Below are 13,054 nucleotides of genomic sequence, written 5' to 3'. Positions count from 1 at the left end.
TCCTAGTTTTCGGGGAAAAATTGTCTTTACTTAGAAAAGTGTTTCTACAGATTATTTATGATAAAAAAGCTTAATAGAAGGGTGCACATGGCAATAATTTACCTAGAGTTCATTATTCTAGGATTAAAACTTTGTCAAAACTCAAGCAAAGCAATAATTACTATTGGCTATTTGGATCTAATAAGTTATATTTATACAATTATTTGCTTTGAGACCTTAAAGATAAGAGTATTATCTTTTGTATTATCATCATAAACAATATTCTACACATTTGTGTAGAAACTTATTTCATTGCTGGATAGAGATTTAATATTTTAAACAAGTTCAACTATTAACGTTGACGATGATTACAAAGTAAGGATAGGAACGTAAAAAAGCCTATTACTAGCGTATAAATTGAGATTATGCCCTTATTTTTGTAACTTGCATGCCAGGACAACATCGATTTTACGTGGTATTCAAAAGCGATTGCGGATCATCTTTGTAATTTACACTATGAAAATTAAGATTGAAGATTTTTTCAAGCCGGTACAAGTTAAAGACGACTTTAGCAAAGATGATTATGAGATTGTCGAAGCCTTTATAAATTTTGCCAAATCCTTAAGCAGGTTAACCTACCAGAGTATATATTTAATTGACTATTCAAAGAAAAGCTTTTTATTTGTTTCTGATAACCCAATCTTTTTGTGTGGAAGCACTCCTGCGGAAGTCATGCGGGAAGGCTATTACCACTATGTGAATAATGTCCCTGAGAGCGATTTACATTTACTAAAAAAGATCAACGACGTTGGTTTTGACTTTTTTGGAGATTTGGATGCCGAAGATCGCTTAAAATTCTCGATATCTTATGATTTTCATTTAAAACAACCTGGAAATAAGCCACTACTAGTAAACCATAAACTAAAACCTCTGCTCCTGGATAAATTTTCTAACCCCTGGATCGCGCTCTGCTTGGTTTCTATATCCTCACATGCAAACTCCGGAAACATTAGATTTAAATCTGATGAGGATGGGAAACAGTTTGAATATGATTTGGATAAAGATATTTGGGTAGAAACTCCTCGCATTAAATTGAAACCCCGTGAAAAGGATATTCTTCTTTTTTCCGCACAGGGTCTTACTATGGATCAAATAGCAGATCGACTTTATGTATCAATTGATACAGTAAAATTTCATAAAAAACAAATATTTTCAAAACTGAAAGTCAAAAGCATTACAGAAGCTACAGCATTAGCAATTGAACTATCTCTTTTCTAATGTTATTCACTATTTTTTGAACATAACAGCATTAGTTTAGACATCTCAACAAATTTTTGAATATCGACCTGGTTTCCCATACTAAATTGGGAATATTTATTTTTCTCAATAAAAGTGTCCAGCCATTCTGATTTAATATAGATCGGTAATGTCTCAGAATAGAGGTAGATAATTGGATCACCAAGTTCAAAAGATTCGATTTCTAATTTTCGAAGCGTATTTACCACCTTTCGATCGCATTCCGCAATAACTAGTCCGCTACCAAGGCTATAAGGGCCATAAAATGCGTCAAAAAGCATCTTTTTCAGAATATTGATCCGATTACCTATTATCTTTCCAGAAATTACGAAACGCCCAATGTGCCAAAAATTCTTCACATGCGGAATTAACAAACTTTCTGTCTCGATATCAAATAATTTCTGAATCGGCAAACTCGTTTCCTTATCCCAAAATGTAATTCTAATGGATGCCTGAATACAGTCATCAAGCTTACTTCGAAGCACATAATAAATGGAACGATCAAAAAAAATCTGATCCTCTCCTATCAATGACTCAAAGTCAAACGCATATTCCTCTTCGGAATAACTATCCAGTTTGTAATGCTGCTGAGTCGTTACTAAATAAAAATGAATAAGTTCAGGAAGTTCGTTTTTATTAAGCTTGGTAAAATAATAATTTTCAGGCGTCCAGTTCATGCAAATGTTATTCGATATGCAATTATAAAAATAAAGACTTTTCGTTTAAATTCCCACAGAGACAAATTTACTACACAAAAGTGTAATGGAACGAATGTTTTTTTCAATTATATTAAGTTCAACTAATCATTGATAAATAATAGGAATCTGGAAAGAATTTTACAGGTTTAGATGTCGCTAAATTAAATACGATATGACTAACCATTCCCGATAATAAATACAGACCTAATGATAACTGCGGAGGAGAAGACTTCAGCGCTATTTTACCATATTCTACCAAAAATTCCTCAAACCATTTCGTTTCTATTCCCTTTGTTTTTAAACTTTCTACAATAAATTTACCGACATTTAATTCAAATGTCTTGTGAGCCTTTTCCAGTGAATGTAAATTAAGACCTTCAGGTGGAAGAACTGTTAAAAATCCTGCCCAGCCCAAATTATAAGGATGTACTACCGGTATATTTCTTTTCGCCATATACTGGTCAAAAACAAAAGGAATATCAGAAGAAAAATCCAACGCATTAATGGCAACCTTATGGTTAATATCGATATTATATAGATTATCTTTGTTAATAAATTCAGAAAACACGGTTATTTTGGCTTGCGGGTTAATTGAATTTAAACGTTCCTGCAAAGCAAATACTTTCTTAATACCAATATCCTTGCTTGTGTAATTTTGTCTGTTTAGATTTGTCAATTCGACAACATCTCCATCGGCAATTGTCAAATTTTCGAAACCCATACGCAATAAGCACTCTGCAATGTAACTACCTATTCCACACCCTCCTATCAGCACAGGAAAGTCTTTGATACGTTGTTGATCCTCTTCTTTAATATGTATGTTATTTCGAATATACCTCAAATCCATATATAATCTTTCAATAATTTTGTATCACATAAAGATAGAATTATAATTTATATTATTATTAAAGAAATTGCTAAGTAAATTTTATAGTTACGTAGCAGCAATTAGCAATGATCATGCTTAATTTAGCCAACTATCCTTTGTTTCTATTTTCATTCAAAATGAATACCTTTAATAAAATCAACGTGTAAAAATGGATAATACAAGAATATATCGCATGTCATTTGCTGGTGTATACCCGCTTTATATACAAAAGGCCGAAAGAAAAGGACGCACAAAAGAAGAGGTCGACGAAATCATTTTCTGGCTTACCGGCTATAACCCCATATCGTTACAGCAAACGATTGACGATAAAATTGACTTTGAACATTTCTTTAAAGAAGCACCTTGCTTAAACCCGAATGTTTCAAAGATCTCTGGTGTAATCTGTGGCTATCGCATTGAGGATATTGAAGATCAGCTGGTTCAGAAGGTTCGTTATCTCGATAAATTAATTGATGAACTGGCCAAAGGTAGATCCATGGAAAAAATTTTGAGAAAGTAAGCCCTGCTACGATTTGTAAATAGCGCGTACTTACTATTCCAATGCATAGATGGCACCATCAGCCGAACTAAAATAAAGCCGATTTTCATCAATCCAAATTGTTGAAAAGATACTTCCCATCTGCAGGTAGTCTGCAAATAGTCTTGTAATATCATCCTCATATTTTTGTTGCAGATCAGCGCGGAGCACATTTTCATCATTTATAAACAACGGCCTGTTCTTTTTACTCGACTCCGTTTGAAAAACAGGCACAACTTCTCCGTTTTTTATATCCAATCTATAAATTACACCATCCAGCGTTCCAAAAAAAGCCTCATTACCTATGATAGTGGCACTGCTAAATGTGTTTAAGGGCACTTTAGGTTCAACTATTTTCACACCGTCCATTCTATTTAAAACAAGTATACTATAGGAATCCGACATGGTTACGACAAGCTTATCGTCAAAAATACTAGGAACACTCGTCCAGCTCCCTGGTTGATGATATACCCAAAAACCACTTCCATTCGTGGCATTTAGCGCATATACATTAAAGTCACGAGCACCAAAATAGACTGTACTGTCGGCGACTGCTGCATGGAACTGAATCTCGCCTTTTGGAAAATAACGTTCGCCAACCGTTTTAAACTTCCAATGAAGGGTACCATCTTTTTTCAAACAATAAAAATAACCATCAAAACTACCAATGAAAACACGCTGTTGTGTCAACGTTGGGGCTGCATGCACAATACCTCCAGTCAGGAATTTCCAAACAAGTTTTCCCGATTTAGCATCTACGGCATAAACATGATGATCTCCAGACCCAAAATAAACTACACCATCTGCAACCGCAGGAGATGAGAGGAAATAATCCCATACATCATAACTCTTTTCACCATCGGTTGAAAACTGCCATAATTTTCGACCTGTTTGGGCATCCAGGGCATACAAGTAGCCATCAGTGCTTAAAAAATACACTGTTCCGCCATCAATGGCAACAGTCGACCGAATTTCACCAGTAGTTTTATACTTCCAAAGTATATTACCGTTCGTTTTATTCAATGCGTAAAGATTACTGTCGCAAGACCCGACAAAAACGATATCCTTCCAAACGACGGGCGAAGAAAACAACCTTCCCTTTGTTTTGAATTTCCATTTCAACGCGGGATTTAACCTAATGTTGGATTGTGCTGTATAATTTTGGCGATCTAGGCCTTTAGCCAGCTGCTGCGCCCGTAATTGACAAAAACATCCCACTGCAATACATAGGATAATAATTGGGCGCCAATCATATTTTAGTCCAAACATCGATTTACTTTTATTCAGGTTATATTATTGATAGATAAGGTATTTTTCCCTAGTCTTTCTATAATTACTTAGGCCCGGCTCCCAGCTTTTTCGGATTTCTTCTTCCGAAACACCGGCTTCAATTTGCTTGCGAAATAAACCCACGCCCACCAGCTTTTCGATACTGCCAATCTGTTTCGAAAATGATTGATCAAAAAACTTGTCTTTTTCCGGAGAATTCCGATACAGCGCTATCATCCAGGATAGGTTTATTTTTTTGCTATCTACTAGCTGCTGCAGATCATATTTACGCAGGTCTATTCCATAACATTCTTCATTCATAAAAAGTGGCGATTCACTCATCCCTTTTTTACTGACGGGAACAAATGAAAAGTCATATATACCCTTATAGATTGGACTACCGATCACAACAAAGGGATAATCGGTGCCTCTGCCATGATTCACTTTCACACCTTCAAAGAGGCAGGTACTTGGATATAAGAGTATGCTTTGTTCCGTATTTAAATTGGGCGAAGGATTGACTGGTAACTTATAAAGCATACTATGATCATAATCTGTTACAGGAATAATCTTCAATTTACACTTCTTTTTAGTATTCATCCAACCTTCTCCATTGATCATCTGGGCAAATTCAGCTGTAGTCATCCCATGTGCAATAGGAACAGGAAATTGCCCAATACCCGACTTATATTCTTCTTCCAAAATAGGACCGTCAATTAGATAGGCATTGGGATTGGGCCGGTCTAAGATCAAGAGCTCCTTATCATTTTCTGCACAAGCTTCCATAATATCCCGAAGGGTATTAATATTGGTATAAAATCTCACCCCCATATCCTGCACATCATAAATAAACAGATCGATATCTTTTAGATCCTTCGCTGTTGGCTTTTTCTTATTCCCGTATAAGGAGACAATAGGAATTTTGGTTGTCGGATCGATTTCGTCCCCCACTTCAGTTCCATTACTTGCATTGCCTCGAAATCCGTGCTCAGGTCCAAAAATTCTCACAATCTGAACCCCGCGTGCGAGTAGACTATCAACAAGGTGTCTCCCTTTAATAACCGTAGATGGATTTCCCAATATTGCAATACGTTTATTCATTAAATAAGGAAGATAACGCTCGGTTTGTTCTGCTCCAGTTTGTATACGATCATTACAATAATTCAACGAGATCTGTGCAGTTGCATTTCTGAACAGGAATAGAGTCAAGATAGAAATGAGCACTAGTTTCATATTCATTTGGTTTATAATATTAAAATATAGCCCCTGAGCATCAGGCTATTTATCTGATTGCAAAAACTAAACTAAGGATAAAGCTTTATTTTAGCAAATCATTTGTTAAAATTGATAAACAAGTTTTATCCAGCTACCTTTGGAATATTATTGGGAGCATGATTTGCACATGAAACAATAGATGACATTCATAAGCTGTGGCATACTAAATTTTATAATAATAATTGATAATGGAAAAGCAGGTAAATGCGGGTGAATTTGTAGATCGTTTTATGACAGGTAGTTTGGAGCATCTTCGCTACCAGCAATCGCCGATCAAGATATTCCAGCTCAGTGAAATCGCTCCTTACATTAAATTCCCGACCCCACCTATTTTCTTGGGCTATAACCTGCTCGTTCATATCACTGAGGGTTATTTTAAACATCAAATTGGAGCTAAGGAATATGTCGTAACAGCTCCAGCAATTCTTATCAGCAATTACGGCAATATCTCAACAATAAAGTCGGTCGATAAATCTGCGAAAGGCCATTGCGTTTTAATAAACGACAATGCAATGACTTCCATATTCCGGGAACAGGAGATTTTGAATATCTTTAATATCTCACCCTTACTGAACTTAACGGCGCGAGACAGCAGCGATCTTCAAGAGCTTTTCAGATTACTTTATGATGAATTGCTTTCGGAATTACCTTATAAAGAACTATTTGAAAATTTATTAAAATCTGCAATTCTAAAAATTATCAAGCTATCTTCATCCAACCTAGCGCTCAATCGGAGACAGGAAATTGCTATGATGTTCAAACAGCTTGTGCACAAAAACTTCAAAAAGCAAAAAAATATTTCATTCTACGCGGATAAACTCGCGGTATCTACAAACTACCTTAATCGATGCGTATTTTCTGTATTCAAGAAATCGTCCAAGGAACTCATTCTTGAAGTGCTGATTATGCACAGTCAATTTCTATTGTTTGAGTCCACTAAAAGCATTGCAGATATCTGTTATGAATTGGATTTTTCTGATCCCTCTTATTTCTCGCGGCTTTTCAAAAAAATAGTTGGCGTTTCTCCTACTTCTTATCGAAACAGAGCAACTTAGGTTTTCAATATGCACGATTTGTCCTATCTTTTATACTGAAGTACACAAGAGAATCAAATTGATTGGAGTTATTTTTGTGTAAGTGATTGAAGCAAAAGAGAATTTTTGGTCAACCGGCAGTTCTTCTTCATGTTTCAATTTACATTGTTCCATCATTTAATTACATATTTAAAGATGCTTAAGGTTTCAGAACACAACAATATAACCCAAGATTTCGATTTGTTTATTGCGGATTTTAAAACTAGGCTATCAAGCTTATTTAATAAAGAGTATGATTATAACTCGCTCAGTTTAACGCGTGGGCTACCGCCTGAGTTTTTAGCTGAGATTATGAAAATGCAACCCTTGTCGGTTGCTATCCCAGAACATCACGGTGGTCGGGGACTTCATGTAAAAGAATGTTTGGGTGTACTGGCAGCTGCTTCTTATGAATCACTATCTTTATCGCTAATCTTCGGGATTAATATTGCGCTATTTTTGGAACCTTTTGCCAAATACGGCAACACCTTACTTCAAGAGCGGGTATTCCATCAATTTTTGGAAAACCAGGCAATGGGAGGATTAATGATTACCGAACAGGCTTACGGCAGTGACGCACTCAATATGCGAACATCTTACGAACAAAAGGACGATAAGTACTATATAAAAGGTGAAAAACACTGGCAAGGTCTTACTGGAGCTGCAGACTTTTGGCTCGTGACGGCACGCAAGAAAAATGAAAATGGAGAACTGGTGCGGGATATAGATTTCTTTGTCACAGAGAACGCCGTCGAAGAACAAAAGATTGTTGTTACAAAGAAATACAATAGCCTTGGGCTCTATGCGATTCCTTATGGTGTGAACGACATCGACATCAATGTTCCTACAGATCACAAACTAAACCCGGAAAGTACAGGAATTAAATTGATGTTAGATACCCTCCACCGCAGCAGATTACAGTTCCCTGGAATGGGCATGGGTTTTATAAAACGGATGTTGGATGAGGCCATGACACATTGTTCCGAACGTCGTGTAGCGGGTATTAGTTTAAATGAATTAGACGCTGTTAAATTTCAGTTGTCGCGCATACAGGCTGCATTTACCTTGTGTTCTGCAATGTGTTCATACAGTGTCTCGATCAGCTCTATCCATAATGACCTTTCGGCCTATGGTGTAGATGCCAATAGTGTGAAAGCATTTGTGACAGACTTAATGCATGAAGCCGCGCAAATATGTGTGCAATTATCCGGTGCTAATGGCTACAGGTTAGACCATGTTGCCGGTCGTGGCCTCATAGACAGTAGACCTTTTCAAATCTTTGAGGGGTCAAATGAAATGCTTTATTCTCAAGTTGCTGAAGCGATCGGTAAACTTATGCGCAAAACCAAAGAAAGCAACTTATTGTCTTTCCTAAAAAAATATAGCTCAACTGAATTTGCAGCACCGTTTTTCTCATCAATCTTAAATTTTGACTTTCCGCTACAGCCGAAACAACGTGAACTGGTTACCCTTGGAAAGATAATCGCCCGCGTCATTTGTTTTCAGTATGTTTTACAAATTAACAATGCCGGGTTCAATGATAAGATGACAGAAATAACACGTCAACACGTGAGCATGGATATTTATATGTTGGTAGGCCAATTATCAAATAACAATAATGCCGAACCACTTATGAACTATGACGATAACACGGATTGGATGAAGTTCACTTCTTAATAAGGAGTGACTACAGAATCAATCTAGTCAGTAAGTTTCAATAAAAGCAAGATGCCACTTCCTATGAAGTGGCATCTTGCTTTATATTGCTGAAATATCCCATTCCCACACACTATGATAGTGCCCTATCGACTCGGTATAGGCAATAAATTCTCGGTAAAACGGATGTGAACCTATTGTAGCACTATCTCCAATAACAACCAATTTCTTCTTAGCCCTAGTCATTGCCACATTCATCCGGCGAACATCAGACAAAAAACCAATCTGCTGTTCAGCGTTACTTCTGGTCAAACTGATATAAATAACATCCTTCTCCTGTCCTTGAAAACTGTCTATTGTCTGTATTTTAATCAAGTCGTTGAAAGGTCGTAGCGCTTCTTCCTCATCCAATACCTCCTTCAATAAAGTGGCCTGCTTTCGATAAGGTGCAATCACCCCGATGCTCAGGCTTTCATTTAGGCTCAAGGAAGCTTTCCAAGCCCCAATATGGTCGTTCAGATGGGCTTTAATAAAATGAGCTTCTCCAATATTGAAGATTGCGCCCTCACTTTCCGTTTCTTCAAACCCCGCTCCCGCTGTATCGATAAATAAGACCGGTTCGGTATCCACTGCTAAGCTCCATTGTGCCACTGTACTATCTGCTCTCAACAAACCATTATACAAAGCTGCGGACGGGTATTCCATAATTTGTTCATTCATGCGATACTGCATATCTAACAAAGAAACTAATTGCGGATTATGGTCCACCAATTTTTCGAATAATGTATAGCTCAGGCCATGGTGAGGTACCCTACTGGATTTTACAGTAGGAGGCAATTGATTGTGGTCTCCCGCCAAAATAACTCGATGTGCCTTTAATATCGGTATCCAGCAAGCAGGCTCCAACGCTTGTGCGGCCTCATCAATAATGACTGTTTCATAGCTGCGATTGCGAATAACCTCATGATTCGATCCAACCAAAGTTGCAGTGATTACCTGCGATTTATCCAAAACATCTGCACTGATAAAATCCTGAATCTTATCGACATCTTTTCTGATTCGATGGGCCTCATCAAACAATGCTTTTCTTTGCTCCCGCTCGGCCTTTCCAAAATTACGTTTATATTTTTGAGCCATCTCTGTATACGTCCGCACTTGTTTTTGAAGTGTTTTAATATCCTTATTTGCGGGATGTCGATCAATCTTTGCATCGAGTGTCAATTCTTGAAGATGTTCCGAAACCTTAACAGGGTTTCCTATTCTTGTTACTGCAATTCCAGCAGCGTCTAAACGTTCGGTTAACAGATCAACGGCCGTATTGCTCGGCGCAACAACCAATACTTGCTTGTTGTATTGTTTTAGCAATGCGCTCACGGCCTGAACCAATGTTGTTGTTTTCCCTGTCCCCGGCGGCCCATGCAAAAGAGCCACAGTACTTGCTTCCAATAGCTGTTGGATCGCTTTATTTTGCCCCGTATTTAAGTTGGGATGCTCAAAGAATTTTCCAATAGATTCAGTTGGAATCACCTCTTCACCGATTAATCTTCTCACAAAACTACCTTGCTTTGCATCACGACTCAATTCCTTTCCTTTCTCCAATGCATTGAACATCTCCCGATAGGAATACTCATCAAATAACAAATCAACACCAAGCTTCCCTCTTCTGCTCCATTCTGGAAGTTCATCGACACGAAATGAAATTCGCATCCCATCCCTATTGATCGAAGATATGATGCCCTCTATTCGATCTCGGTCGGGATCGTGATTTGAGAACAGACAAACTGGCATACCAAAGCGAAACTTATGTTCGACCTCATAATGATTTGTTCGATTTAAATTAACGGACAAATAGTCTCCTCTTCCGAGCTCCGTATCTGTTATCTGAATCGGAAACCAGGTGACACCTTGCATTCTTCGTTCATTCAAACTACTTTTCAACAACAAGTTTTCATGTTGTAATCGATCAAATTGCTGCTCTTCTTGTAATAAAGTAATAAGCTCGTCGAAATAATTCATCGTGTAATATACATATTGCTCAAACACAAAATAACTGTTTTTTCACGTATTTAGACCATTTGTTTTTTAATTCATCCCATCTTTTGTCAAATTTTATAAAGCAAATTGATATGCTTCAAAAGAAGCAATGGATCTGGCCGTAAATTCGTAATTTTTTACTATAATTGAAAAAAGAGCGTTTTCCAATCGAAACATCCATAAATCAACAATTAGATGAGCGAAATATTCTTACACGACAACGAGCAGCAATGGACAGACCTGGGCGAAGGCGTTATGCGAAAAATACTCGTTTTTAATGATGAACTCATGCTCATGAAAGTTCGTTTTAAAAAAGGGGCCATCGGTGCACTTCATCAACACCCACACACACAGATTTCTTATGTGAGTGCGGGAAAATTCCGATACCATATTGATGGTGTTGATCGCATCCTAACCGCAGGTGATTCTTGTATCATTTATTCACAATTGATTCATGGATGTGAATGTCTTGAAGAAGGAGAACTGATCGATTCGTTCACTCCTTATCGCGAAGACTTTGTTCAGTCTACCTAAAAAATGTATTAACAAGGTCTTGAAAAAATAATAATCATTTTGTTCTAACGTTAATGCAATAACATTCAAAAATATGATCTCACTTCTTTCTCCTCATATTCGCGCAACATTTGCTGGTGTATGCCTGAGCATTGGTTTACTCGGTCTTTCCCCATCTCTACAAGCGCAAGAAAAGCCTCTTTTAATAGAGAAGATAAATCCGCAACTGTATCTTTACACGACCTTTAATACATTTGAAGGGACCAAATATGCTGCTAATGCGGTATACCTAATTACAAAAAAAGGCGTTATCCTTTTTGATACACCATGGGATTCCACACAATATCAACCCTTATTGGACAGTATCAAACAGAAACATAATTTACCCGTCATTGCTGTTTACGCGACACACTGGCACGAAGACCGGGCAGGTGGCTTTGCTTATTACAACCGCATTGGAATTCCAACCTATGCAACAAAAATGACGAACGAACTGCTAAAAACAAATCACAAAGCCCAGGCCACTCATCTTGTTTCCACCAATAAAACCTACAGCGTCGGCGGACAATCTTTTGTTTTGAACTTTTTTGGTGCCGGACACTCCATGGACAATGTTGTTGTCTGGTTTCCCAAATATAAGATCCTAGACGGTGGTTGTTTTATAAAAAGCTCCGAAGCCCAAGATCTAGGATTTACGGCAGATGGGGATATAAAATCCTGGAAGCCATCCCTAGCGAGGTTATTGGCAAAATATCCCGAAATTAATATGGTTATTCCTGGGCACGATGCCTGGAAAGATAAAGGTCAGATAAAGCGAACCGAAGCGCTGCTTACAGGAGGACACTAATACATTGTTCATATCCTCCAGTACGCCTGTAAACTCTCTTGTTTTTCAATAGGATAAAAATATCTTTAAGGAACCAAATAGATAAAACCATTGATTATAATGCATTTAGATCGTCAAAAAAAAGCAACTAGAAAACAGATCTACAAAAAACAGTAGAAAAATAAAAAAGAGGCTTAGTTTATCCAAAAAAGTACTATCTTAGCGACACCAAATAAAGCAGGGGCATTAGCTCATTTGGCTAGAGCGCTTCGCTGGCAGTGAAGAGGTGATCAGTTCGAATCTGATATGCTCCACAAAAAAAGGGTACTTAAGTACCCTTTTTTTATTTTTAATCGACCAATTTTGACAGCAAATTCTTATTTATAAGAGTTTACAGATTTAGAAATTTTCCAGGTTCCGTTTTCTTTAACAAGTGTGATCAGATCTGTTTTAGCAAAACCATCAAATTGCATCGTAACTTTCGCTATTGCATAATCAGGTAATTCTTCAACGATCTGTGTTGTTGTTCTGCAGTTCATCTTGATTCCTTTTTGTTTTTTCAAAAATTCAATCATCTCATGACGGCTATGTTTCAAATCTTGTTTACCGCAAATTTTCTGGTCAAAATCAGCTGTAAAAAGCTTGTCCAAATTAGCTACCTGACCTTCGGTCATTGCTCCAACGTATTCATCGATGGCTAAATCAGCAGTAATTAAATTGCGTTCTTCTGGTTTAACTGAAGCCATTGAGCAAGTAGAGATTGCAATCATTGCCGCTGCTACAAATGTTTTTACTAAAGTTTTCATATCTTTTTCAATTTTATAATGTATTAGTATATTTTCTTATTTTATTGTCGCTTACTATATAAATTTGTTGCGTACTTTTTTTATTTATTTTCTGATTCAAAGTTAAGACAACTCATATATTGATTTCATTACATTTAGATTAACATTACATTAAAATCGGTAAATGATATTTTTTTCTAGGCGAATGAAATTTCCAATCAATTCTCTTTATAGCCAAAACGTG

The 13,054-nt window shown here is 37.0% G+C and carries 12 protein-coding genes and 1 tRNA gene; 7 read left to right on the top strand and 6 right to left on the bottom strand.

Annotated features, from left to right (window positions below):
• The first annotated feature begins 495 nt into the window (after positions 1-495).
• Positions 496-1,257 (top strand): response regulator transcription factor, encoded by a 762-nt coding sequence (locus CBM24_RS08700; protein ID WP_075991814.1) that lies wholly within the window; start codon positions 496-498, stop codon positions 1,255-1,257.
• A gap of 2 nt (positions 1,258-1,259) precedes the next feature.
• On the opposite strand, the gene CBM24_RS08695 is transcribed toward CBM24_RS08700, so the two are convergent.
• Both CBM24_RS08695 and CBM24_RS08690 read right to left on the bottom strand, forming a co-directional pair.
• Positions 1,260-1,952, bottom strand: coding sequence for a hypothetical protein (locus CBM24_RS08695; protein ID WP_088160898.1), 693 nt, complete (start codon positions 1,950-1,952; stop codon positions 1,260-1,262).
• A gap of 118 nt (positions 1,953-2,070) precedes the next feature.
• Positions 2,071-2,820, bottom strand: a complete 750-nt coding sequence (locus tag CBM24_RS08690) for a ThiF family adenylyltransferase (RefSeq protein WP_075991812.1) — start codon at positions 2,818-2,820, stop codon at positions 2,071-2,073.
• A gap of 190 nt (positions 2,821-3,010) precedes the next feature.
• On the opposite strand from CBM24_RS08690, the gene CBM24_RS08685 reads away from it, so the two are divergent.
• Positions 3,011-3,361 (top strand): DUF2200 domain-containing protein, encoded by a 351-nt coding sequence (locus tag CBM24_RS08685; protein WP_075991811.1) that lies wholly within the window; start codon positions 3,011-3,013, stop codon positions 3,359-3,361.
• A 33-nt stretch (positions 3,362-3,394) separates the two neighbouring features.
• On the opposite strand, the gene CBM24_RS08680 is transcribed toward CBM24_RS08685, so the two are convergent.
• Both CBM24_RS08680 and CBM24_RS08675 read right to left on the bottom strand, forming a co-directional pair.
• The gene (locus CBM24_RS08680; protein ID WP_088160897.1) at positions 3,395-4,648 is read right to left on the bottom strand and encodes a PQQ-binding-like beta-propeller repeat protein; all 1,254 of its coding nucleotides are present in this window, start codon (positions 4,646-4,648) and stop codon (positions 3,395-3,397) included.
• A gap of 24 nt (positions 4,649-4,672) precedes the next feature.
• On the bottom strand, positions 4,673-5,881 hold the full coding sequence (locus tag CBM24_RS08675; RefSeq protein WP_088163500.1) for an exo-beta-N-acetylmuramidase NamZ domain-containing protein: 1,209 nt from the start codon (positions 5,879-5,881) through the stop codon (positions 4,673-4,675).
• A 230-nt stretch (positions 5,882-6,111) separates the two neighbouring features.
• Here CBM24_RS08675 and CBM24_RS08670 point away from each other — a divergent pair, with 230 nt between their 5' ends.
• Positions 6,112-6,978 carry a helix-turn-helix domain-containing protein gene (locus CBM24_RS08670; RefSeq protein WP_172840662.1) on the top strand — a complete coding sequence of 289 codons (867 nt, stop codon included), beginning with the start codon at positions 6,112-6,114 and terminating at the stop codon, positions 6,976-6,978.
• A 174-nt stretch (positions 6,979-7,152) separates the two neighbouring features.
• On the top strand, positions 7,153-8,673 hold the full coding sequence (locus tag CBM24_RS08665; RefSeq protein ID WP_088160896.1) for an acyl-CoA dehydrogenase family protein: 1,521 nt from the start codon (positions 7,153-7,155) through the stop codon (positions 8,671-8,673).
• Positions 8,674-8,754: 81 nt separating this feature from the next.
• Here the strand turns inward: CBM24_RS08665 and CBM24_RS08660 are convergent, their stop codons facing one another.
• Complete coding sequence (locus CBM24_RS08660; protein ID WP_232475731.1) at positions 8,755-10,695, bottom strand: AAA domain-containing protein; 1,941 nt, start codon at positions 10,693-10,695, stop codon at positions 8,755-8,757.
• Between the two features lie 186 nt (positions 10,696-10,881).
• Here CBM24_RS08660 and CBM24_RS08655 point away from each other — a divergent pair, with 186 nt between their 5' ends.
• The 3 genes from CBM24_RS08655 to CBM24_RS08645 all read left to right on the top strand — a co-directional run bounded on the left by CBM24_RS08655 (position 10,882) and on the right by CBM24_RS08645 (position 12,339).
• Positions 10,882-11,220, top strand: a complete 339-nt coding sequence (locus CBM24_RS08655) for a cupin domain-containing protein (protein WP_088160894.1) — start codon at positions 10,882-10,884, stop codon at positions 11,218-11,220.
• Between the two features lie 73 nt (positions 11,221-11,293).
• Entirely contained in the window at positions 11,294-12,046 is a 753-nt protein-coding gene (gene bla / locus CBM24_RS08650; protein WP_088160893.1) for a BlaB/IND/MUS family subclass B1 metallo-beta-lactamase, read from the top strand.
• A 219-nt stretch (positions 12,047-12,265) separates the two neighbouring features.
• Positions 12,266-12,339, top strand: a tRNA-Ala gene (locus tag CBM24_RS08645).
• A 63-nt stretch (positions 12,340-12,402) separates the two neighbouring features.
• Here CBM24_RS08645 and CBM24_RS08640 read toward each other — a convergent pair.
• The gene (locus CBM24_RS08640) at positions 12,403-12,831 is read right to left on the bottom strand and encodes a nuclear transport factor 2 family protein (protein ID WP_083663549.1); all 429 of its coding nucleotides are present in this window, start codon (positions 12,829-12,831) and stop codon (positions 12,403-12,405) included.
• Positions 12,832-13,054: the final 223 nt, after the last annotated feature.

Origin of the sequence: Sphingobacterium sp. G1-14 (assembly GCF_002196555.1) — a bacterium.
GTDB lineage: Bacteria > Bacteroidota > Bacteroidia > Sphingobacteriales > Sphingobacteriaceae > Sphingobacterium > Sphingobacterium siyangense.
Note: the sequence above shows the minus strand (reverse complement) of the source record. Positions and strands in the feature narration are given on the sequence as shown.

Coding starts and splice junctions, on each gene's coding strand:
- CBM24_RS08655 (WP_088160894.1), top strand. CDS start 10,882: ATGAGCGAAATATTCTTACACGACAACGAGCAGCAATGGACAGACCTG.
- CBM24_RS08665 (WP_088160896.1), top strand. CDS start 7,153: ATGCTTAAGGTTTCAGAACACAACAATATAACCCAAGATTTCGATTTG.
- CBM24_RS08685 (WP_075991811.1), top strand. CDS start 3,011: ATGGATAATACAAGAATATATCGCATGTCATTTGCTGGTGTATACCCG.
- CBM24_RS08680 (WP_088160897.1), bottom strand. CDS start 4,648: ATGTTTGGACTAAAATATGATTGGCGCCCAATTATTATCCTATGTATT.
- CBM24_RS08690 (WP_075991812.1), bottom strand. CDS start 2,820: ATGGATTTGAGGTATATTCGAAATAACATACATATTAAAGAAGAGGAT.
- CBM24_RS08700 (WP_075991814.1), top strand. CDS start 496: ATGAAAATTAAGATTGAAGATTTTTTCAAGCCGGTACAAGTTAAAGAC.
- bla (WP_088160893.1), top strand. CDS start 11,294: ATGATCTCACTTCTTTCTCCTCATATTCGCGCAACATTTGCTGGTGTA.
- CBM24_RS08675 (WP_088163500.1), bottom strand. CDS start 5,881: ATGAAACTAGTGCTCATTTCTATCTTGACTCTATTCCTGTTCAGAAAT.
- CBM24_RS08695 (WP_088160898.1), bottom strand. CDS start 1,952: ATGAACTGGACGCCTGAAAATTATTATTTTACCAAGCTTAATAAAAAC.
- CBM24_RS08670 (WP_172840662.1), top strand. CDS start 6,112: ATGGAAAAGCAGGTAAATGCGGGTGAATTTGTAGATCGTTTTATGACA.
- CBM24_RS08640 (WP_083663549.1), bottom strand. CDS start 12,831: ATGAAAACTTTAGTAAAAACATTTGTAGCAGCGGCAATGATTGCAATC.